Annotated in this window: 18 protein-coding genes; 9 read left to right on the forward strand and 9 right to left on the reverse strand. The window is 64.0% G+C overall.

What is annotated here, in order from left to right:
* The first annotated feature begins 74 nt into the window (after nt 1-74).
* From waaF to MJ643_RS03960, 7 genes are read left to right on the forward strand one after another with little or no spacing between them, the layout of a single operon-like run.
* Nucleotides 75-1,124 (forward strand): lipopolysaccharide heptosyltransferase II, encoded by a 1,050-nt coding sequence (gene waaF / locus MJ643_RS03930; protein WP_208209586.1) that lies wholly within the window; start codon nt 75-77, stop codon nt 1,122-1,124.
* Nucleotides 1,125-2,183 (forward strand): lipopolysaccharide heptosyltransferase I, encoded by a 1,059-nt coding sequence (gene waaC, locus MJ643_RS03935; protein WP_013970537.1) that lies wholly within the window; start codon nt 1,125-1,127, stop codon nt 2,181-2,183.
* Entirely contained in the window at nt 2,183-3,307 is a 1,125-nt protein-coding gene (locus MJ643_RS03940) for a glycosyltransferase family 4 protein (protein ID WP_013970538.1), read from the forward strand. The genes waaC and MJ643_RS03940 overlap by 1 nt, the downstream gene beginning before the upstream one ends.
* Nucleotides 3,304-4,110 carry a lipopolysaccharide core heptose(I) kinase RfaP gene (rfaP, locus tag MJ643_RS03945; RefSeq protein WP_013970539.1) on the forward strand — a complete coding sequence of 269 codons (807 nt, stop codon included), beginning with the start codon at nt 3,304-3,306 and terminating at the stop codon, nt 4,108-4,110. Before MJ643_RS03940 ends, rfaP begins: the two co-directional genes overlap by 4 nt.
* A complete protein-coding gene (locus tag MJ643_RS03950) occupies nt 4,110-4,844 on the forward strand; it encodes a lipopolysaccharide kinase InaA family protein (RefSeq protein ID WP_208209587.1) in 735 nt (244 codons plus the stop codon). The genes rfaP and MJ643_RS03950 overlap by 1 nt, the downstream gene beginning before the upstream one ends.
* Nucleotides 4,841-5,593, forward strand: a complete 753-nt coding sequence (locus MJ643_RS03955) for a lipopolysaccharide kinase InaA family protein (RefSeq protein WP_015268682.1) — start codon at nt 4,841-4,843, stop codon at nt 5,591-5,593. Before MJ643_RS03950 ends, MJ643_RS03955 begins: the two co-directional genes overlap by 4 nt.
* Complete coding sequence (locus tag MJ643_RS03960) at nt 5,593-7,035, forward strand: lipopolysaccharide kinase InaA family protein (protein ID WP_013970541.1); 1,443 nt, start codon at nt 5,593-5,595, stop codon at nt 7,033-7,035. The genes MJ643_RS03955 and MJ643_RS03960 overlap by 1 nt, the downstream gene beginning before the upstream one ends.
* Here the strand turns inward: MJ643_RS03960 and MJ643_RS03965 are convergent.
* From MJ643_RS03965 to MJ643_RS04000, 8 genes are all read right to left on the reverse strand, one after another.
* A complete protein-coding gene (locus MJ643_RS03965) occupies nt 6,996-9,815 on the reverse strand; it encodes a DUF6543 domain-containing protein (RefSeq protein WP_208209588.1) in 2,820 nt (939 codons plus the stop codon). The two genes, MJ643_RS03960 and MJ643_RS03965, sit on opposite strands and share 40 nt — an antisense overlap.
* 66 nt (nt 9,816-9,881) lie before the next feature.
* Nucleotides 9,882-10,067, reverse strand: a complete 186-nt coding sequence (locus tag MJ643_RS03970; RefSeq protein WP_054573682.1) for a hypothetical protein — start codon at nt 10,065-10,067, stop codon at nt 9,882-9,884.
* On the reverse strand, nt 10,064-11,176 hold the full coding sequence (locus MJ643_RS03975; protein WP_208209589.1) for a PepSY-associated TM helix domain-containing protein: 1,113 nt from the start codon (nt 11,174-11,176) through the stop codon (nt 10,064-10,066). The genes MJ643_RS03970 and MJ643_RS03975 overlap by 4 nt, the downstream gene beginning before the upstream one ends.
* 56 nt (nt 11,177-11,232) lie before the next feature.
* On the reverse strand, nt 11,233-13,668 hold the full coding sequence (locus tag MJ643_RS03980; RefSeq protein WP_208209590.1) for a TonB-dependent siderophore receptor: 2,436 nt from the start codon (nt 13,666-13,668) through the stop codon (nt 11,233-11,235).
* A 219-nt stretch (nt 13,669-13,887) separates the two neighbouring features.
* Nucleotides 13,888-14,844 carry a FecR family protein gene (locus MJ643_RS03985; protein ID WP_038408568.1) on the reverse strand — a complete coding sequence of 319 codons (957 nt, stop codon included), beginning with the start codon at nt 14,842-14,844 and terminating at the stop codon, nt 13,888-13,890.
* Entirely contained in the window at nt 14,841-15,359 is a 519-nt protein-coding gene (locus MJ643_RS03990) for an RNA polymerase sigma factor (RefSeq protein ID WP_024086129.1), read from the reverse strand. The genes MJ643_RS03985 and MJ643_RS03990 overlap by 4 nt, the downstream gene beginning before the upstream one ends.
* A gap of 243 nt (nt 15,360-15,602) precedes the next feature.
* Nucleotides 15,603-16,313 carry a 3'-5' exonuclease gene (locus tag MJ643_RS03995; RefSeq protein ID WP_013970547.1) on the reverse strand — a complete coding sequence of 237 codons (711 nt, stop codon included), beginning with the start codon at nt 16,311-16,313 and terminating at the stop codon, nt 15,603-15,605.
* A complete protein-coding gene (locus MJ643_RS04000) occupies nt 16,310-18,247 on the reverse strand; it encodes a DUF294 nucleotidyltransferase-like domain-containing protein (RefSeq protein WP_024086130.1) in 1,938 nt (645 codons plus the stop codon). The genes MJ643_RS03995 and MJ643_RS04000 overlap by 4 nt, the downstream gene beginning before the upstream one ends.
* Nucleotides 18,248-18,363: 116 nt before the next feature.
* Here MJ643_RS04000 and MJ643_RS04005 point away from each other — a divergent pair, with 116 nt between their 5' ends.
* A complete protein-coding gene (locus MJ643_RS04005; RefSeq protein WP_208209591.1) occupies nt 18,364-18,903 on the forward strand; it encodes a response regulator in 540 nt (179 codons plus the stop codon).
* 147 nt (nt 18,904-19,050) lie between these two features.
* Here the strand turns inward: MJ643_RS04005 and MJ643_RS04010 are convergent, their stop codons facing one another.
* A complete protein-coding gene (locus MJ643_RS04010) occupies nt 19,051-21,228 on the reverse strand; it encodes a malate synthase G (RefSeq protein WP_015268691.1) in 2,178 nt (725 codons plus the stop codon).
* A 451-nt stretch (nt 21,229-21,679) separates the two neighbouring features.
* On the opposite strand from MJ643_RS04010, the gene MJ643_RS04015 reads away from it, so the two are divergent.
* Nucleotides 21,680-22,198 carry an ACT domain-containing protein gene (locus tag MJ643_RS04015; protein WP_013970551.1) on the forward strand — a complete coding sequence of 173 codons (519 nt, stop codon included), beginning with the start codon at nt 21,680-21,682 and terminating at the stop codon, nt 22,196-22,198.
* The last annotated feature ends 331 nt before the right edge of the window (nt 22,199-22,529 follow it).

Consider the following 22,529-nt stretch of genomic DNA (forward strand, 5'->3'; position numbering starts at 1 on the left):
ATAGCCTGAATATAAAGAGGGGAGGCCAGGCTGTACCGCAGCCTGTAGCCTCCCCGAGCGTTTCTGGACTAAGCATGAGAATACTGATCATTGGCCCCAGCTGGGTTGGCGACATGGTGATGGCGCAGACCCTGTTCCAGTGCCTGAAACAGCAGCACCCCGACTGCGTGATCGATGTGCTGGCCCCCGAGTGGAGCCGGCCGATCCTCGAACGCATGCCCGAGGTCCGTCAGGCCCTGAGCTTCCCGCTCGGCCACGGCGCACTGGAACTGGCCACGCGGCGACGCATCGGCAAGTCCTTGGCCGGCCAGTACGACCAGGCCATCCTGCTGCCCAACTCGCTGAAGTCGGCGCTGGTGCCGTTCTTTGCCGGTATCCCCAAGCGCACCGGCTGGCGCGGCGAAATGCGCTTCGGCCTGCTCAACGACGTGCGCAAGCTGGACAAGGCCCGTTACCCGCTGATGATCGAGCGCTTCATGGCCCTGGCCTACGCACCCGGCGCCGAGCTGCCGCAGCCGTACCCGCGCCCCAGCCTTCAGATCGAAGCGCAAAGCCGCGACGCCGCCCTTGCCAAGTTCGGCCTGGAGCTGGACCGCCCGGTGCTGGCGCTGTGCCCCGGTGCCGAGTTCGGCGAGGCCAAGCGCTGGCCGGCCGAGCACTACGCCACCGTGGCCGATGCGATGATCCGCCAGGGCTGGCAGGTGTGGCTGTTCGGCTCGAGGAACGATCACCCGGTCGGTGAGCAGATTCGCGATCGGCTGATCCCGGGCTTGCGTGAAGAGTCGTCCAACCTGGCCGGCGAAACCTCGCTGGCCGAGGCCATCGACCTGATGTCCTGCGCCCATGCCGTGGTGTCCAACGACTCGGGCCTGATGCACGTGGCCGCCGCGCTGAACCGCCCGCTGGTGGCGGTGTACGGCTCGACCTCGCCGGGCTTCACCCCGCCGCTGGCCGAGCATGTGGAAGTGGTGCGCACCGGCATCGAGTGCAGCCCGTGCTTCGACCGCACCTGCCGCTTCGGCCACTACAACTGCCTGCGCCTGCTGGAGCCGGGCAAAGTCATCGCTGCCCTGCACAGCCTGACCGGGCCGGACCTGATCGATACCGTGGCCGAGGTCGACTAAGTGCGGGTACTGATCATCAAGACTTCGTCGCTGGGTGATGTGATCCACACCTTGCCGGCGCTTACCGATGCCGCCCAGGCCATCCCGGGCATCCGTTTCGACTGGGTGGTGGAAGAAGGCTTCGCCGAAATCCCCAGCTGGCACCCGGCGGTCGACCAGGTGATCCCGGTGGCCATTCGCCGCTGGCGCAAGAACCTCTGGCAAACCATCAAGAGCGGTGAGTGGAAGGCATTCAAGCAGCGTGTACGCGAGCGCAAGTACGACCTGGTGATCGACGCCCAGGGCCTGGTCAAGTCGGCCTGGCTGACCCGCTATGTGAAGGCGCCTGTGGCTGGCCTGGACCGCTACTCGGCCCGGGAGGGCTGGGCCAGCCGCTTCTATGACCGGCGCCTGTCGGTTGCCACCGGCCAGCATGCGGTGGAGCGGGTGCGCCAGCTGTTCGCCATGGCCCTGGCCTACGACCTGCCGGAAGGCATCGGCAACTACGGCCTCGACCTCGAGCGCCTGCAACTGCCGCCGGCCGCCCCCTATGTGGTGTTCCTGCACGGTACCACCTGGGCGACCAAGCACTGGCCCGAAGCCTACTGGCGCGAACTGGCCGAGCGCATGGGCCGGCGCAAGCTGGAAGTGCGCCTGCCGTGGGGCAACCCGGCCGAGAAGGCGCGGGCCGAGCGCATCGCCCAGGGCTTGAACAACTGCCAGGTGCTCCCCAAATTGAACCTTGCCGGCGTCGCACGCGTGTTGGCGGCGGCAAAAGCCTGTGTGGCGGTCGATACCGGCCTCGGCCACCTGGCGGCGGCACTTGATGTGCCCACCATTTCGCTGTTCGGCCCGACCAACCCGGGCCTGACCGGCGCCTACGGACGGACCCAGATTCACCAGGCCAGTGACTGGCCCTGCGCGCCCTGCCTGCAGAAGAAGTGCACCTACAAACCGAGCGCCGACGACCTGCGCCGGTTCGATCTGAAACGCGAGTGGCCGCTGTGCTTCACTCGCCTGAATCCCGAGCATGTGGCGAGCCGCTTGAGCGCGTTGCTGCTGGCTGAGGATGTCCGTTGATGCAACTGGCTTTCGTGCTTTACAAATATTTCCCCTTCGGCGGGCTGCAGCGCGACTTCATGCGCATTGCCCTGGAATGCCAGAAGCGGGGCCACCAGATCCGTGTGTACACGCTGATCTGGGAGGGTGACATTCCGCCGGGCTTCGAAGTGCTGGTGGCGCCGGTGAAGGCGATTTTCAATCACCGCCGCAATGAGAAGCTCAGCGCCTGGATGGCCGCCGACCTGGCCAAGCGCCCGGTCGACCGCCTGATCGGCTTCAACAAGATGCCTGGGCTGGATGTGTACTACGCCGCCGACGGCTGCTTCGAGGACAAGGCGCAGACCCTGCGTGGCGGCCTGTACCGCCGCTGGGGCCGCTACCGGCACTTTGCCGAGTACGAACGTGCGGTGTTCGCCAAGGACGCCCATACCGAAGTGCTGATGATTTCCGAAGTGCAGCAGCCGCTGTTCATCAAGCACTACGGCACCCCGGTGGAACGTTTCCACCTGCTGCCGCCGGGCATTTCCCAGGACCGCCGCGCGCCGGCCAATGCCGGCGAAATCCGCGCCGAGTTCCGCAAGGAATTCAACCTGGGCGATGACGACCTGCTGCTGGTGCAGATTGGCTCAGGCTTCAAGACCAAGGGCGTTGACCGCAGCCTCAAGGCCCTGGCCGCGCTGCCATCGGCCTTGCGCAAACGTACCAGGCTGATGGTGATAGGCCAGGATGACCCCAAGGTGTTCCAGCTGCAAAGCGCTACCTTGGGCCTGGGCGAGCAGGTGCAGTTCCTCAAGGGCCGCAGCGACATCCCGCGCTTTCTGCTTGGCGCCGACCTGCTGATCCACCCGGCGTACAACGAGAACACCGGCACGGTGCTGCTCGAGGCACTGGTGGCCGGCCTGCCGGTGCTGGTCTCCAAAGTATGCGGCTACGCCCACTATATCGCCGAGGCCGACAGTGGCCTGGTGCTGGACGAGCCGTTCGAGCAGGAACAGCTCAATGGCTACCTGCAGCGCATGCTCGAAGACCAGCAGGCCCGCGCCAGCTGGTCGCGCAACGGCCTGGCGTTTGCTGAAACCGCCGATCTGTACAGCATGCCGCAGCATGCCGCCGACGTGATCCTGGGGCAGGAGTCCGCATGAAGCTGATACTGGCCGAACCGTTCAAGCGCCTGTGGGCCGGGCGTGATGCCTTCGATGCCGTGGAGGCGCTGCAAGGCGAGGTCTATCGCGAACTGGAAGGGCGCCGCACGCTGCGCACCGAAGTCGCTGGCGAGGGCTTTTTCGTCAAGATCCACCGCGGCATCGGCTGGGGCGAGATCTTCAAGAACCTGCTTACCGCCAAGCTGCCGGTACTCGGCGCCGGCCAGGAATGGCAGGCCATACAGCGCCTGCACCAGGTTGGCGTGCCGACCATGACAGCCGTCGCCTATGGCGAGCGTGGCAGCAACCCGGCCGCGCAGCACTCGTTCATCATCACCGAAGAGCTGGCGCCGACCATCAGCCTGGAAGACTTCAGCATCGACTGGGTCAGGCAGCCGCCCGAGCCGCGCCTGAAGCGCGCGCTGATCGCCGAAGTGGCGAAGATGACCGGCGGCATGCACCGCGCCGGGGTCAACCACCGCGACTGCTACATCTGCCACTTCCTGCTGCACACCGACCGCCCGGTGACGGCGGAAGACTTCAAACTGTCGGTAATCGACCTGCACCGCGCGCAGACCCGGGCGAAAATCAGCCGCCGCTGGCGCGACAAGGACCTGGCCGCGCTGTACTTCTCGGCGCTGGACATCGGCCTGACCCAGCGCGACAAGCTGCGTTTCCTGCGCGGTTACTTTCAGCGCCCGCTGCGGCAGGTCCTTAAGGATGAAGCCGCGCTGCTCGCCTGGCTGGAGCGCAAGGCGCAGAAACTCTATGACCGCAAGCAACGTTATGGGGATGCACTCTGATGGCGGGGTGGACACTGGCGCCAGGCTACCAACACCTGGCGGCGGACTTCGGCAGCCTGGAAGCGGTATTTGCCCTGCAAGGCGAGCGCCTGACCCGCGACCCGCTCAGTGAGGTGGTGCGTATCACGCGTGACGGGGTCAATTATTACGTCAAGCGCTACACCGGGGCCGGCAAGCACATGCGCCGTTACCTGGGCCGGCCGCGGATCAAGGCCGAATGGCAGAACCTCAAGCAGTTCGCCAAGTGGGGCATCGCCACTGCCGAAGTGGTGGCGTGGGGCCTGGAGCGTAATGGCCTGGCCTTTGGCCGGGGGGCCATGATCACCCGCGAACTGCCGCGTACCGAAGACTTGTCGGCGCTGGCCGAGCGCAACGATGCACGCCTGGCCGATCGCGCCTGGGTCGGGCATGTCAGCAGCCAGCTGGCGCGCCACACCCGGGTCATGCACCAGCACCACTTCGCCCATAACGACCTGAAATGGCGCAACTTGCTGGTCGACGACCAGGGCACGCTATTCTTCATCGACTGCCCCACCGGCGATTTCTGGCGCGGCTTCATGTGGCGGCACCGGATGATCAAGGACCTGGCATGCCTGGACAAAGTGGCCAAATACCACCTGTCGGCGACCCAGCGCCTGCGTTTCTACCTGCAATATCGTGGCCGCGACCGGCTGAATGTGCGTGACAAGAAGCGCATTCGCCAGGTGGTGAGCTTTTTCGAGGGAAGGGAATGACCGATTACCTGGCCAGCGCGGACCTCGCGCTGCTCAAGCGCCATGGCCTGGACGACTTCGAGGCACTGTGGGCGCTGCAACTGGATGCCGTGGACGAACCGAACACCGGCCGCGGTGGCTGGAGCAGCGTGTACCGCCTGGAGCTCGAGGGCAAGGGCTACTACCTCAAGCGCCAGAGCGACTACCTGACCCGTACCCTGCACCGGCCATTCGGCGAGCCGACCTTCGCCCGCGAATTCCGCAACATCAGCCGTTACCAGAAACTGCAGATTCCGGCCTTGCAGGCGGTGTTCTACGGCGAGCGCAAGAAAGGCGGCACGCACCGGGCGATCCTGATGACTCGTGCTCTGGACGAATGGGCCGACCTCGACAGCTTGTTGGCCCGGTGGCCACAACTTAGCGATGCCGAACGCAATGGTGTCCTGCAGGCCTGCGGCCAGCTGGCGCGCACCCTGCACCGTGCCGGCCAGGTGCATGGTTGCTTCTACCCCAAGCACATCTTCCTGCGTCAGCGCCGCGAAGGCTGGGACGCGCAACTGATCGACCTGGAGAAGACCCGACCCCTGTTGTTCGGCATGCGTGACCGCCTCAAGGACCTGGAACCGTTGCTGCGCCGCGCACCGGTCTGGGGCGAGCGCGATGTACGTACCTTGCTGGCCAGCTACCTGGCGCAGCCTGCCGATGGCACGCTGGTCGATACCTGGCTGCAACGCCTGACGCAACGCCGTCGTGAAAAAGAGGCCCGCTGATGCGTTTGTCTGAATTGAAAGAGGCCGGGCGCAGCCCCTCGTTGCCCCTGAGCATCACCCTGGCCGATGCCGCCGGCACGGCCGACCTGCAATTGCTCAGCCTGCTGCGCGTGCTGCCGGGCCAGCGCTATGTGGGTGCCGGCGTGTGGCGCGGTACCCCCGTGCTGGCCAAGCTGCTGGTCGGTGGTAACGCTGCACGGCATTTCCAGCGCGAACTGCAAGGCGTGAAACTGCTGGCCGAGCAGGGCCTGACCACGCCGAAGCTGCTGGCTGACGGCCTCAAGGAAGGCGAGGGCGGCTGGCTGCTGTTCGAATTCCTCGACGGCGCCGAGAGCCTGGCCGATGCCTGGGCGGCAGTGGAGAGTTTGCCGGTGTTGGCAGACGAGCAGCATCTGGTGCTGGGCGAGGCGCTCACTGCAGTGGCGCACATGCACGCCCGGGGTTTATGGCAGGAAGACCTGCACCTGGACAACCTGCTGCGCCACGGCGGCAAGCTGTACCTGATCGACGGCGCCGGCATCAAGGCCGAAACGCCTGGCCAGCAGCTGTCACGCCCGCGTGTGCTGGAAAACCTGGGGGTGTTCTTCGCTCAGCTCCCCAAGCGCCTGGAGCCTTTCATCGAAGAACTGTTGGTGCACTACCTGCTGGCCAACGCCGAGCATGCGCTGCCGCTGGAAGCCTTGCAGAAGCAGGTGGACAAGGTGCGCAGCTGGCGCCAGAAGGATTACCTGGAAAAGGCTGGTCGTGAATGCAGCCTGTTCAGTGTCGAGCGCAGCCTTTCGGGCTTGCGGGCAATCCGCCGCGACGAGGTCGAAGCCATGCTGCCGGTACTGGAGCAGGCTGACGCGTTGATCGACCAGGGTCACCTGTACAAGACCGGGGGTGCGGCCAGTGTGGCGCGCATCGAGGTTGGCGGCCGCACGCTGGTGCTCAAGCGCTACAACATCAAGAACACCGCACACTGGTTCAAGCGCTTCTGGCGCCCGAGCCGGGCCTGGCATTCCTGGATTGAAGGCCATCGCCTGGAATTCCTCGACATTGCCACGCCGCGTCCACTCGCGGTGCTGGAGCAACGGGTGATGGGGCTGCGAAGCCGTGCCTACCTGGTCACCGAGTATATCGATGGCCCAGACCTGGCCGAATGCTTCGCGCCCTACGTGGATAACGGCGATGCGCCCGAGGAGCAGGTGGATGCCCTGGTGCATGTGATGCAGCAGCTGATTCGCGAGCGTATCAGCCATGGTGACTTCAAGGGCCACAACCTGTTCTGGCACAACGGCCAATGGTCGCTGATCGACCTTGACGCCATGTGCCAGCACGCCACCCAGCTCAGCTTCGCCCCGGCCTACGCCCGTGATCGGGCGCGGCTGCTGCGCAACTGGCCGAGTGGCAGTGCCTTGCATCAGCGGCTGGACCGGCTGCTGCCCAAGCTGGCCGAGTAATCCGCCGGCAGTGCCAGCCAGTCGCTGCTGCGGCCTGGCTGGCGCACGCGAATGCGCCATTGGCCGCCCTGTTGGCGCAATACTGCCCAGGCGTGGACTGCGCCCAGTGCCTTCTCGGGCAGCAGCAAATGGTATTGCCCGGCAAGCAGGTGCCGTCGAACCGGCAACTGATGGTTACCCAACTGCAAATAGAGTTGCCCCCCATCGTCGTGCAGGTCGGCGTCCCCTGCCACCGGTTCGCCCGCTAATGGTTGTTGCAGGCGTACCTCTTCCAACAGGTGGGCTATGTCAGGCAACCCGTCATGCCAAAGCACGATGGAATCGACCACCCAATTGCCGTTGCGCAGCCGTTTGATCGGCAGTTGCGCGTAGGCATCCGGCTGCCTGGGGTCGAGTACCCGCCAGCGATAGCCGTCGAAGTGGACGTTGTACAACCGCCCCTGGCTGTCCTTGACGAAGTACCGGTCCGGACCTGGCACGCTGTTGATCTGTTCGTACACTTCCTCGCCATGAACGCCGTCGATCCGGTAGCGCAGCTTGCTCACATCCACGGCCGCTTCGTGGGTATTCGGCAGTGGGCGCGGAGGTTGCGGCGGCAGGCCGCGCATCGCCCGGCGCATGAGGGGCGAACCAGCGAAACTGGACAACCCATCGGCGCTGTGGCTCAAAGCGGCCATGGCGTGGTGGAAGGTTGCTGCATAGTCCTCTTTTTCCAGGGCTTCGAAGCCGTCCCACAGCGAAATCGACATACGGCCGAAGGCCAGGGCTGACATTGTCGGGGCCGGTAGCACGAGGCTGATCATGTCGAGAACCAGGCGCAGCGTCGACAGCCCGTACTCGCCGAGCAGCTCGCGGTTGCTGCGGCTGTTGGTATCGGCCTCGGCGATCATGGCGTGGACCTGGGCCTTGTAAAGGGCATCGAAGAGGTTGCCGTTGATCATTGGTCTTTGCACATATGGCCCGAGGCGGCCTTTGCGCACCAACTTGTCGAGCCGCTTGCCATCAGCCAGAGGCGCGCGCTGGATCAGGTACTTTCGCAAGGAAGGCGTGCTGCGAAGGGTTCTGAGCAGCGCCCGGGTATCGGGGTATTCACGCCATGCGCGCCGGTCGGGAGCGTCCGGTGTATACAGCACCAGCGACGGCTGGTTGTCGCTCTCGGCATTGAGCAGCAGTACCCCTTGCAGCGTGTGCCCGTCGATGATCAGTTGGCGCACCGCGATACGATGCTCGTCGATGGTAGGACGCCAATTGTTGTCGGGGTGGTCGGTGACGGCCTTGACCCAGCGATAGCCCCGCTCGTGGGTATCGTTCAGAAAGTGCCTGGCATAGCGGGCCTTGGCAGCCTCGGCGCGCATGCGGGCGCGGTTCATGTTGCCGTGGCATTGCATGCGCCAGCGCGCACCTGGAGACTCCAGCAGGTGGGTTCGCAGGTAGCGGATGTAGCCACTGCCGGCGTCCAGCTCACGCACCAGGCGCTTTACCCCTTCAGCGGATATTGATTCCAGCGTGGAACCGTCTTCGTGGTGTATTCGGGCAGTCAGCCAGTAATCGACGTCGAACCAGCCGATGTTCAGCAGGGCCAGCTCGTCCAGGCGGTAGGTGGTGGTTACCAGTTCGATGGTGCCACCGACATGGCGACGGTTGGCAACGGCCACGTAACCCGAAGGTGCCAGCGGGTTGATCAGCGGGCCGGTGCGGTGTGCAAGCGTGACGGTTATGCAGACTTTTTCGGCAGGCAATTCGATGGAGAATTCGCGCCGCAGCGCCTTGCCAAGGCGTTCGCGCACCCATGCCAGCAGGTGGTGGCGATTGCCGAACGCCTCCAGGGTCAAAAGGCCGGGTGCAGCAGCCTGGGTGATGGCCCCGGCGAGCTCTTGGATCGTTTGCATGATGTGCGTCAGGCTTTGCGTGGAGCTCTGGCGCAGCCAGGCGGGCAGGTGTTTTTCCAGCAGCAGCGCATAACGGGTGGACAACGCATATTGGCTGCCCATGAGATCGGTCAGTGACTGCTGTTTGGCCAGGGTGCTTTTCAGTGCCGGTAGATTCGGGTTCTGGTCAAGCGCCCAGGCGGCGTGCCAGGCGATGGTAAGCCGTTGATGCTGCGCGTCGATCACGTCAGTGGCCTGTTGTTCGACCAGGTCGCCAGTAAACCACTCGTAGCGCAGCCGGTCGGCACACCGGACCAGTTGCTGGTCCTGCAGGCGGGGGAGCAGTTGCAGCATTGGCCGGCTTTGCATGGGGTCGTCCAGGCGCTCGCACAGCTCCCTATGCAGTTCAGCCAGGTTGGCGAAGCCTTCAACGCCATGAGACACGCTGCACAGCAGTGCCTGGCCTGTGGCTGTTGCAGGCTCGGCAACGGCCCCTTCCGGTGCGTCTGCCACCAATACCAGCACGCCGGGTAACGGCAACCGGCCATGGGGGCTTGAACGGTTGAATACCGGCCGATAAACCTGGGCCCGGTGGGTGTCTGGCAGGTGGTTGCGCTGCCAGGGTAGCGGCAGCTCCAGGGAGGTGCGCAGCAGGCTGATGTGGCTGTAGTCCAGGGTCTGGTCGGCGAGGCGCAGTTCCAGTTCGGCCAGAAGTTGCTCATGACGCAGTTCGCGCAGTTGCCGGACGCGGCTGTGGCCTGTTTCGACAGGGTCGTTCCAGAACGCTGCCAGGTCACCAAAAAAACGCTGGCGCAGGGCGGCCGGTTCCGTTTCGCTCGCCAGTTCGGGTTTGCCTTGCTCAAGGGCGATGAGTTGTTGATCGAGCGCTTCGAGGCGCTGCAAAGGTGTCATGGTATGGCTCCTTGGAAAATGGCAGCCAACCATGTCGCGGCAAAAGAGGGTGCGGGTATTATCCGGTTACTGCCGTGGACGAGGGTAGAAACCTTGCAGGCCGAGAGCCGTCGACACCCCCAGGCCGAGCCAGGCCAGGCTGTCCCAGACCCCGTCCCCCAGCAAGGCGGCAAACAGCCCCACGGCAGTGAGCAAGGCCACGACCATCGGCCAGATGAAGATGCGCCAGGTCGGCTGTGACTTGTGGCTCATGCCCGCGCCTCCCGCTTCGTGCGCTGTTTGCCCCACCACAGATACAAGCCGCTGCAGAGGACGATGATGGTCAGCACATCGAGTAGCGCCCACAGGATTTGCATGGGCCGGCCACCGTAGTCACCGAAGTGCAGCGGTTGCGACAGGCCCATGGCATCCATGTACCAGGGGCGTTCGCCGACGGCGGTCACTGCCAGTGTTCGCGCATCGATCAGCACGGGCGTGAGCAGGTGCGAGGTCAGGTGCGTGGCGCCCTTCATGAACACCGCATAGTGGTGCTCACTGGAAAAGCGTGTGCCCGGGAAGGCGATGAAGTCCGGACGCATGCCGGGGGCGGCCTGTTCGGCGATGGTCAGCAGGTGGGTTGCCGGGGCGCGTTCGGTGAGCGGTGGGGCATCACGGTATGGGGCAACCATGGCGGCCAGGCTGTCGTTGCGCCAGGCGGCGATGACCAGGTCCGACAGCGCGCTGATGACACCGGTCACGCCTACCGTCAGTGCCCAGGCCAAGGTGACCACGCCGATCAGGTTGTGCAGGTCGAGCCAGCGCAGGCGACGGGATTTGCCGTGGCGCACCGTGCCGAAGTCCAGACGGCGCATGAACGGTGCATAGAGCACGGTGCCGGAGATGATCGCCACGACGAACAGCACGCCCATGAAGGCCAGCAGCAGCTTGCCGGGCAGGCCGGCGAACATGTCCACGTGCAGGCGCAGCATGGTCATCATGAAGCCGCCGTTGGCGGCCGGCATGGCCACGGCTTCACCGGTGCGGGCGTCGAGCATGAAGGTGTGCGAAGAATTGGGTTCGGTGCCGGCGGTGGCGGCGGTTATGGCCACTACGCCGTTGGCTTCGTCCTTGTCGTAGCCGAAGTACTGCATGACCTCGTCGGGTCGGTGCTGCTCGGCCTTGATCACCAACTGCTGCAGGTCGAGGTGTGGCGTATCGGCCGGCATTTCCCGCAGTTCGGGGGCGTCGCCGAGCAGGTGTTCGAGTTCGTGGTGGAAGATCAGCGGCAGGCCGGTGACTGACAGCAGCAGCAGGAACAGGGTGCAGACCAGGCTGCTCCAGGTGTGGATCACCGACCAGCGGCGGATGGTTGGGCTTTTCATCACGGTACCGATTTTTGCCTGTTGGAAGCTGGGGCCGCAAAGCGGCCCCCGTTCACTCAGAACTTGTAATTGACACTGGCCACCACGTTGCGCTCGTCGCCGTAGTAGCAGTAGTACCCGTCACAGGTAGACAAGTAGTCCTTGTTGAACAGGTTCTTCGCATCCACGGCTACGGTCACCCCCTTGAGGGTGCTGTTCAGGCGGCCCAGGTCGTAGTGCACCGAAGCGTCGTACACGGTGTAGGACCCAACATGCCCCCAATCGGTGTTAGTGGTATTACCGTAGGTGTCGCCCACGTAGCGCACGCCAACGCCGACCCCGAACCCATCCAGTGGTCCGCTGTGCCAGGTGTAGTCAGCCCAGGCAGTAGCCTGGTTGCGCGGCACCTGCGCCATGCGCTTGCCTTTCTCGTCACTGGTGCCTTTGATGATTTCGCTGTCGTTGTAGGTGTACGAGCCCACCAGTTTGAGGTTCTCGGTCACATCCGAGGTAGCCTCCAACTCCAGGCCTTTTACGCGCACTTCGCCTACCTGGCGGGTGACACCACCCTCGGTCACCGACATGTTCTCCTGTGTCAGGTCGAACACAGCAGCGGTGAACAGGCTATTGCTGCCTGGAGGCTGGTACTTGATGCCCAGTTCGTATTGCTTGCCTTCGGTCGGTTCGAAGGCATCGGAGCTGTTGACGGTGGAACCGGTGGCAGCCTGGAACGACTCGGCATAGGAGATGTAAGGCGTCAGGCCGTTATCGAATACATAGCTGAGAGCTGCGTTACCACTGAACTTCTTGTCGCGTTGGGTGTTGGTTGCGTCGCCTTGATTGTGGAAGGTGGTGCCGGTGTGCACCCAGTCCTCACGGCCACCAAGGGTCAGGCGCCAGTTGTCCAACGCCATCTGGTCCTGGATATACAGGCCGGTCTGCTGGGTTTTCTGGTCGTAGTCGTACATGTCGAAGTACTGAACGTTCGAGAAATCCTGACCGTAGATGGGGTTGTGGATATTGCTCGGTGGCACACCCGCCGAGCCCCAGCGCCAGCGGGCATTGCTGTCCGAGCGCTGGTGGTCGAGCCCCAGCAGCAGGGTATGGGCAACCTGCCCGGTCTGGAAGTCGGCCTGGAAGTTGTTGTCCAAGGCGAACTGTGAGATGTCCTCCTCGACGATACCGGCGGTGCGTTGCACGGTGCCATCGGCGCTGACAGCTTCGTCCGGGCCGGCTGGCCAGATCGAACCACCGGCGGTAATGCCCTTGAAGTCCAGTTCGTTACGCGCGTAGCGCAGGTTCTGACGGAACTGCCAGGTATCGTTCAGGCGGGTCTCGAACGCATAGCCCAGGTGGTAGTAGGTGCGGTCGTAGGACTCCCAATCCGGGTCGCCCAGGTTCTTGTGGTGCGAAATCTTGCCTGCGGGGCTATCCAGCTTGGTGCCTTGCAGTGGCAGGAACTGGCCGGTGATGCCGGTGTCATCGCGGGTGTATTGGCTGATGAAAGTCAGCTTGGTGTCGTCGTTGATGTTCCAGGTCAGGCTGGGCGCGATGTTGTAGCGTTTGTCCGGGATGTGGTCTACCGGCGAACCGCTGTCACGCACGGTGCCGCTCACTCGGTACAGGAACTGGCCTGCATCGTCGAGCTTGCCAGTGCTGTCGAAGTTGATCTGCTTGTGGTTGTTGCTGCCAACCTGGGCTTCGACTTCGTGGCTGCTTTCCAATTGCGGCTGACGACTGGTCATGTCCAGCAGGCCGCCTGGTGGAGTCTGGCCGTAGACCGAAGAGGCAGGGCCACGCAGCACGGCGATGCGCTCCAGGTTCCAGGGCTCGATCTTGGGGGTGGCGTAGTTGCCCTTGGGCAATGGCAGGCCATCGAGGAACTGGGTAGGCACAAAACCCCGTACCAGCAACCAGTCACTGCGCGAGTCGGATCCATAGCCGCTGCTCTGCACGCCAGCGGTGTAGCGAAGGGCGTCGTTCAGGCTGAGCACCGGCCGGTCTTCCATCTGCTGGCGGGTGATCACGCTTACCGAGCGGGGAAGTTCGGCGATGGCGGTGTCGGTCTTGGTGCCAGCTGCTGTCCGGGTCGCGGTGTAACCCTCTACCGGTCCCCAGGCGCTTTCATAGCTGGAAGTCGCATTGATCGCAGTCTCCGGCAACGCCAGTGTCCCTTCCGGCGTAGCCACCAGGCTGTAGCTGCCCACGCTGCTTTGCTGCAGTTGCAGGCCGGTGCCGCGCAGGGCGGCCTGCAGGGCACCAAGGCCATCGTACTGCCCGCTCACTGGGGCCGAGGTGCGGCCGCTTACCAATGCCGGGTCGATGGCCAGGGTGATGCCGGCCTGGCTGGCGATCTGGTTGAGAGTGGTGGCCAGCGGGGCGCTGGTCAGGTCGTAGGCGCGCTGAGCGGATTGCTCGGCGGCGAACAGGGCAGGGCTGGCCAATGGTGCGGTCACGGCGATGGCCAGGGCCATCAGGCTGGGGCGCAGGATACGATCAACAGCACGGGACATGCAGAGGCTCCTCGACGGATAAGTGCTTTCTGCTTCCTTGCCGAGCGAGATTTGAAAAGTGACAGGGCGAATCTGAAAAAAATTGAGAATTATTTGAAGTTGGTTTTCGCCTGTACCGCCCCTTTCGCGGGCTTGCCCGCTCCCACAGGGATCGCGGGGGCTTTGAGGCTGGTGCAACCCTGTGGGAGCGGGTTTACCCGCGAAGAGGCCGGTGCAGGTTTATTTGGGAACGACGGTCACCCACCACGGCGTATGCCGCTCGACCTTCACTGGCAGTGCCGGCACCAGCGACGACAGTGCCAGGTCGGTATCGGTCAGCGGGAAGCTGCCGGTCACCCGCAGATCGGCGACCTGGTCGTCTACCCCGAGGTAACCGCTGCGGTACTGGCCAAGCGTGGCCAGCAGGTCAGCCAGGCGCACGTTGTCCACCACTAGCATGCCGCGGGTCCAGGCGTCGGCACCGGCTGGCACCGTGCCGATCCGGCCAAGGCCGTTGGCGTTCATCAGAACCTGCTGGCCTTCGCGCAGCACCTGTTCGTCGCCGCTGTTCAGCGGCATGGCAGCGACCGAGGCTTGCAGTACTTCCAGGCGCGTGCCGTCGTCCTCGCGGCGCACCAGGAAGCGTGTGCCCAACGGGCGCAGGCGGCCATCGTCGGTGCGCACCAGCAGCGGGCGCCGGTCCTGATGGCCGGTTTCGACCGAAATCTCGCCTTGGTGCAGCACAATCACCCGTTGCTTGCCGGTGTAGTCGATATCCACGGCCGTGTGGCTGTTCAGGCTCAACAAGGTGCCGTCTTCCAGGCGCAGGGTACGCAGTTCGCCGGTGGCGGTACGCTGATCGGCCAGCCAGTAGCTCGGTGCCAGCGATGGTGCGCCGACCCAGGCCAGCAGCGAGCCCAGCAGAAACATGCCGGCCAGCCCGCCGCCGACCTTGCCGATACGTCGGCGCAGCCCGGCGCGCGATTGCAGCAGGGCCTGGCGTGCCGGGCCGGCAGCGGCGCTCACGCGCTGGTCCATGGCACCGAGTTGGCGCCAGGCGCGGGCATGCTCCTCGCTGGCGGCATGCCAGCGCATGAATTCGCTGCGCTCGTCAGGTGTGCCGCTGCCGTTGTCGAGGCTGAGCTTCCAGGCAATGGCGGCTTCCAGCACCCGGGACGAAACCGGTGAACTGCTCACGTCGGCTCCCCGTACAGGGCCACGTAGCACTGGCGCATGCCCTGGGCGATGTACTGGCGCACCCGCGAAACCGAAACCCCCATGTGCTCGGCGATTTCGGCATGGCTCATACCTTCCAGGCGATTGTGCAGGAATGCTGCGCGGGCCTTGCTCGAGAGCTTGCCGAGCAGGCGGTCGATGGCCTTGAGGTCCTCAAGGATCAGGTGTTGCACTTCCGGGGAAGGTTGTTCGACTTCCGGCATCAGGGCCAGTTCGGCCAGGTAGGCCTGTTCCAGCGCGGCGCGGCGGAAGTGGTCGAACATCAGGCCCTTGGCCACGGCGGCCAGGAACGCGCGGGGTTCGCGGGGCGTATCCAGTTGCGCACGGCCGAGCAGGCGCACGAAGGTGTCCTGGCTCAGGTCTTCGGCACGTTGGCGGCAGGCCATGCTGCGTTGCAGCCAGGCGAGCAGCCAGCCGCGATGGTCGCGGTACAGCGCACCGACCAGATCGGCGTGTGGGCTCTGTGCAGAAGACAAGCAGCGTCCCCCCGGAACGAATGCATTAACTAACGATAATTATTCGCGATTGTTGCAGAGGGGAGGGGGTGGGTGCAATGGACGCTTATCGGATGGCCATCATCCAAGTCGTGCAGATGTTATGCCTGTGCTGGCCTCTTCGCGGGTAAACCCGCTCCCACAGGATCTCCAGGGCATCAAAGGCAGTACAGTCCCTGTGGGAGCGGGTTTACCCGCGAAGAGGCCAGCAAGGGCGGTGAAAAGCTACAGGCCGTGGTTGTGCACCTTGCGCCTGCGCCACCCGCGCAAGCGCTGCTCCAGCTGCAGCGGGCTGTCCAGCTGCTGGCGCCGGGCCTGGCTGAACAGGATCAGCGCCAGTTCGGCGGTAACCAGGGCATCGGCGCTGGCATGATGGCGCTCCTCGACTTGCAGGCCAAACCGCGCGACCCAGTCATCCAGCCCGGCCTCGCGCAGCACTGTGTCGGGGTTGAGCATCGGTGCCAGTTCGGCAACATCCAGGAAGGGCGAGTGCAAGCGATAGCCCAGGCTTTCCTTCAGCGCACGGGCCAGCATGCGCTGGTCGAACGGCGCGTGGAATGCCAGCACCGGGCTGTTGCCAATGAAGTCGAGCAGGTCGAGCAAGGCCTCGGCCGGGTCGCAACCGGCAGCCAGGGCACTCGGGCCCAGGCCATGGATCAGCACGCTGGCGTTGGTCTTCTGCAAAGGCCGGTGCAAGGTGCGTTCGAACTGCTGGGCAAAGTCGATGGCGCCGTCTTCGATGGCGACGGCACCAACCGATAGCACCTGGTCACGGTTGGTGTTCAGGCCGCTGGTCTCCAGGTCCAGCACCACCCAGCGTTGCTCGCGCAGGGTACACACCCCCAATGGCGCTGGCTTGGGCAGCCGGGCCAGGCGCTGGCGCGTGGCGTGGTCCAGTTCCGGCGCACTGGGGCGCAGCCAGGCGAACAGGCTCATAGCTGGTACCGCAAGGCCAGGCTGCTTTGCAGGCGCTGGGCCTGGCGCAGGGACTCGCGCAGGATGCGCCGGTCCAGGTGGTTGAGGCTGTCCGGGTCCAGGCGGTTGGAATAGGGCAGGTTGTCGCGGGTCTGGCGCTGGTGCTGCTGCATGCGCGTTTGCTGGATGAAGTGGTAGGCCTCTTCATACGCTGCGCCATCCAGTGCCTCGATCACGCCCTTGGCCACGAGCTGGCGCAGGCGCTCCAAGGTATTGCAAGCACCGATGCCGTTGGCCAGGGCCAGCAGCCGCGCACCATCGACGAAGGGCGTCAGGCCCTGGACCTTGAGGTCGAGGGTGGCGGCCTTGTCGTTGCCCTGGCGGGTCAGCACGAACTCGCGCAGGCGGCCCACCGGCGGGCGCTGGCGCAGGGCGTTGTCAGCCATCATGCGCTGGAAGATGCGGTTGTCGGCCACCTGGTCCAGCAGGCCCTGGCGCAGCTGCTCGCAACCTTGCTCGTCGCCCCACACTACGCGCAGGTCGAAATAGATGCTCGAGCCCAGCAGGTTCTCCGGGCTGGCTTCGCGGACAAAACCGGCAAAACGCCGCGCCCATTCACTGCGCGACAGGCACAGCTCGGGGTTGCCGGCCATGACGTTGCCCTTGCACAGGGTGAAGCCGCACTGGGCCAGGCACTGGTTGATGTATTGCGCCAGCGGCAGCAGGCGTGCGCGGATGGCGTCGGCTTCGGTGCTGTCGGCGGCTTCGAAGAGGATGCCGTTGTCCTGGTCGGTGTGCAGGGTTTGTTCTCGTCGCCCCTCGCTGCCAAAGCACAGCCAACTGAACGGCACGCCCGGGTCACCGCGCTCGGCCAGCGCCAGTTCGATCACCCGGCACACGGTGTGGTCGTTGAGCAGGGTGATGATCTGGGTGATCTGCGTGGAGGACGCGCCATGGGCCAGCATGCGCTCGACCAGCTGGCTGATTTCTCCGCGCAGCGAGACCAGGGTATCCAGGCGTGGCGCATGGCGGATGGTGCGTGCCAGGTGCACCAGGTCGACCCGTTGCAGGGAGAACAGGTCGCGCTCCGAAACCACACCGCACAGGCGTCGGTTTTCCACCAGGCATACGTGGGCGATATGCCGCTCGGTCATGGCCATGGCTGCGTCGAAGGCGCTGGCCTGGGGGCTGAGGTAGAACGGCTGGGCGGTCATGTGCCGCGCGATGGGCGCGCCCAGGTCGGCATCGGCCGCCGCCACCACCTGGCGCAGGTCGCGCAGGGTGAAGATACCGGTGGGGTAGCGCTGCGGGTCGACCACCACGATGCTGCCAACCTGCTGCTCGTGCATCAGCCGCACGGCGTCGCGCAGGGGCGTGTCGGGGCTGCACACCACCGGGTGGCGCATGGCCAGTTCACCCAGTGGCGTGTTCAGCGAATACTGGGTGCCGAGGGTTTCCACCGCGCGCTGGCGTACCTGCTGGTTGACCTGGTCGAGCAGGCTGCTGACCCCGCGCAGGGCAAAATCCCGAAACACTTCCGACATCGAGAACACGCGGATGAACGCGGCCTTGTTCAGCTGCAGGCAGAAGGTGTCCTCGCCGGCCAGATGTTCGGTGCGTGTCGCCCGCTCGCCGAGCAGGGCAGCCAGCGGGAAGCATTCGCCACTGGTGATCTCGAAGGTAGTCTCCACACCAGGTTTGACCAGATGCTGGCGTTCGCCGACCACGCGGCCCTGCTTGACGATGTAGAAGTGCTCGACCGGCCCGTCGGCAGGTTTGACGATGCTTTCGCCGCTGGCATAGAAGCGCAGCTGGCACTGTTCGACCAGGTAGGCCAGGTGGCTGTGTTCCATCTGGTTGAACGGCGGAAAACGCTGCAGGAACTGCAAGGTGCCCTGGATGTTCTGCAGCACTGCCGTCCTGCCCGCCTGGCTGTAGGCGTCCTTTTTGCTCATGAAACTGACCGTATCGCTATGCCGAACTATATATCTATATATATAGGTGCCGGCCATGTTGTTCTCTGCCTCCATGGTCGGCTTGCGGCGGGATGGTGCCCATTGGACGTAAGTCTATGAGAGCCCCTGTCAAAGACCCGACGAAAGGCCAGCCGGGTTACGCAAGTTCTGCGGTCCTAATGCTGAAGCGGAAATTTTTTGACGAGATGAGCATGCCTGAGCAATACGACATCCTGAGCGACGCCGAGCGCGAGGCATTGGCCGTCGTAAGTGCGCCCGTGGCTGCCAAGCCGCTGGTGCTGGTGGTGGATGACAATGCGGTGAATCGTGAGGCGCTGATCCTGTACCTGAAAAGCCGGGGGATTGACTGTGTCGGGGCGGATGGGGCCGAGGAGGCCAGGCTGTACCTGCACTACCAGCAACGGATTGGCTTGATGATTACGGATTTGCGCATGCAACCGGAGGATGGCCTGGACCTGATCCGCAAGGTTCGCGAATCAGAGCGGGCGGCGTTGTCGATCATCGTGGTGTCGGGCGATACCGACGTGAAAGAGGCGGTGGACGTGATGCACCTGGGGGTGGTGGATTTTCTGTTGAAGCCGGTGGATCTGGGCAGGCTGTTGGAACTGGTGAAGAAAGAACTGAAGATCGAGTAGTGCAGGAGTGGGGCTGCTTTGCAGCCCTTTCGCGACACAAGGCCGCTCCTACAAGTACCGCGCCAGACCTCAGCCTTGCGCGGTACATGTAGGAGCGGCCTTGTGTCGCGAAAGGGCCGCAAAGCGGCCCCCTGTCGCAGATGTTGCTTACAACCCGTTACGCGCCTTGAACTCGCGGCGACGGCGGTGCAGTACCGGCTCGGTATAGCCGTTCGGCTGCTTGCCACCTTCCACCACCAGTTCTACCGCCGCCTGGAACGCGACGTTGTCGTCGAAGTTCGGTGCCATCGGGCGGTACAGAGGGTCGCTGGCGTTCTGCTGGTCCACCACCACGGCCATGCGTTTGAGGCTTTCCAGCACCTGCTCCTGGCTGACCACGCCATGGCGCAGCCAGTTGGCCAGCAGCTGGGCCGAGATGCGCAGGGTGGCGCGGTCTTCCATCAGGCCGACGTTGTTGATGTCTGGCACCTTCGAGCAACCTACGCCCTGGTCGATCCAGCGCACCACGTAGCCGAGGATGCCCTGAGCGTTGTTGTCCAGTTCGTTGCGGATCTCTTCGGCCGACCAGTTGGTGTCGGCGGCCAGCGGGATGGTGAGGATGTCATCCACCGACGCGGGTGTGCGCGAAGCCAGTTCACGCTGACGCGCCTGTACGTCCACCTTGTGGTAGTGCAGAGCATGCAGGGTGGCTGCAGTCGGCGACGGCACCCAGGCGGTGTTGGCACCGGCCAGGGGGTGGGCGATCTTCTGCTCGAGCATGGCTGCCATCAGGTCGGGCATGGCCCACATGCCTTTGCCGATTTGCGCACGGCCTTGCAGGCCGGTGGCCAGGCCAACGTCGACGTTGTTGTTCTCGTAGGCACCGATCCACTTCTCGTTTTTCATGGCGCCCTTGCGCACCACGGCGCCGGCTTCCATCGAGGTGTGGATTTCATCGCCGGTGCGGTCGAGGAAGCCGGTGTTGATGAACACCACGCGCTCGGCTGCGGCCTTGATGCACGACTTGAGGTTGACCGTGGTACGGCGCTCCTCGTCCATGATGCCGACCTTGACGGTATTGCGCTTCATGCCCAGCAGGTCTTCGACCTGGCTGAAGATTTCGGCGGCGAAGGCTACTTCCTCCGGGCCGTGCATCTTCGGCTTGACGATGTACACGCTGCCGGTGCGGGTGTTCTTGCGGCTGGTGTTGCCATTGAGGTTGTGCAGGGCGATCAGGTTGGTGAACAGGCCGTCCTGAATGCCTTCGGGGATTTCGTTGCCTTGGGCGTCGAGGATCGCCGGGTTGGTCATCAAGTGGCCAACGTTGCGCACGAACAGCAGCGAACGGCCATGCAGGGTCACGCTACCGCCGTTGGGCGCGGCGTACTCGCGGTCCGGGTTCATGGTGCGGGTGAAGGTCTTGCCACCCTTGCTAACGCTTTCTGCCAGGTCGCCTTTCATCAGGCCCAGCCAGTTGCGGTAGACGATTACCTTGTCGTCGGCGTCCACGGCGGCAACCGAGTCTTCGCAGTCCATGATGGTGGTCAGCGCCGATTCCATCAGGATGTCTTTCACGCCTGCGGCGTCGGTGCTGCCGACCGGGGTGCTGGCGTCGACCTGGATTTCGAAGTGCAGGCCGTTGTGCTTGAGCAGCACCGCAGTCGGCGCGGCGGCATCGCCATGGAAGCCGATCAGCTGGGCGTCGTCACGCAGGCCGCTGTTGCTGCCGCCTTTCAGGGCAACTACCAGCTTGCCGCCTTCGATGCGGTAGCCGGTGGAGTCGACGTGCGAGCCGGCCGCCAGTGGCGCGGCTTCGTCGAGGAAGGCGCGGGCGAAGGCGATGACCTTGTCGCCACGCACCTTGTTGTAGCCCTGGCCTTTCTCGGCGCCGCCTTCATCGCTGATGGCATCGGTGCCATACAGTGCGTCGTACAGCGAACCCCAACGGGCGTTTGCGGCGTTCAGGGCGAAGCGGGCGTTCATCACCGGTACGACCAGCTGCGGGCCGGCCATGTGGGCGATTTCTTCGTCCACGTTCTGGGTGGTTGCCTGGAAATCGTCGGCTTGTGGCAGCAGGTAGCCGATTTCCTGAAGGAATGCTTTGTAGGCTACGGCGTCGTGGGCCTGGCCTTTGCGTGCCTGGTGCCAGGCGTCGATCTTGGCTTGCAGCTCGTCGCGCTTGGCGAGCAGGGCTTTGTTCTTTGGAGCGAGGTCATTGATGATCTTCTCTGCACCGGCCCAGAACTGCTCGGCGACGATGCCGGTCCCTGGGATGGCTTCGTTGTTCACGAAGTCGTACAGGACCTTGGCGACCTGAAGGCCACCGACTTGAACGTATCCAGTCATTGCTTGCCTCACTCTGCTCAGCTATTTCGCTCTTCTGTATTAAGCCTGTAGCGCTTCTCTAAACACGGCACCAGTGCATGCCCCCGAGTAAAGCCCCGAGCGCGGCTGGGTGCGGCCTGCCAGACCGGCTGGCAGACAGTGTGCGTATTTTCACAGGCGCCTTGGCAGACATCCAAACGACGTTTTGTAGTCCGCGCCACGGGATACTACATGAAGCAGTAGGCGGGGCAAAATCAGACTAAAAGCGCCGTTATGCGACCCGTTGGTCGCGTATGGTCACGCTGGGAGTGAGTATGTTCGCAAAAAACAGGTGGATTGTTCCAGATAAATCTTGAAACAGTACACGATTCGTTGTGCGGATTGCCCTGCGGCAGGTTGCCGCGCCTTGCCTATACTGAGTCGATCCCCCGATTTTCTGCCGCACGGCGCGGTCCGACACGAGGAAGGGCTTGTGGATCATCTTGTACTGACTGTGATTGCCCCTGACAAGGCCGGCCAGGTCGAGCGCATTGCCCAGTGCATCGCCGACCACAGTGGCAACTGGCTGGAAAGCCGCATGTCGCGCATGGCCGGGCAGTTTGCCGGCATCCTGCGTGTGGCGGTGCCGGCGGAAAACTACGACGAGCTGGTGGCTTCGCTGCAGGGGTTGGTCCGATATGACATCCGCGTGCTGATCGCCGAGAGCGGCATCGAGCCGTCGTGCACCTGGAAACCGATTGCCATGGAGCTGGTAGGTAATGACCGGCCAGGGATCGTGCGTGATATCACCCGCTTGCTGGCTGAATTGCAGGTGAACGTCGAGCGGTTTTCAACAGAAGTGCGGCCGGCGCCGATGAGCAGCGAGCCGTTGTTTCATGCAGATGCGTTGTTGGCTTTGCCGTTGACTCTACCGCTCGAAGAACTGCAGCAGCGACTGGAGAGCCTGGCGGATGACTTGATGGTGGAGTTGAAGCTGCGGCCGGAGGATTGATCCGAGATTGCCGGGGCCGCTTCGCGGCCCATCGCGACACAAGGCCGCTCCTACAAGGGTTACGCGTTCCCCTGTAGGAGCGGCCTTGTGTCGCGATGGGCTGCAAAGCAGCCCCCTGCGGTTATCCCGATATCACGGGGAAGGCCCTGTGGATAACCTGGGGGTTCCCCTCTCCAGCCCAGGCCGCTCGCGCCTTGCACGGCCGTGATCAAAAAACACCCAAAAATCAGCAGCTTGTGCACAAAGCACGGGGACGAGGGTGTGGATAACCTTTGGAGATGTCTCTGCAGGCCACGAATCACAAGGCCTGCAGAGTTTTGATCATTTTCTG

Source organism: Pseudomonas sp. PNPG3, from assembly GCF_023093815.1.
GTDB lineage: Bacteria > Pseudomonadota > Gammaproteobacteria > Pseudomonadales > Pseudomonadaceae > Aquipseudomonas > Aquipseudomonas asiatica.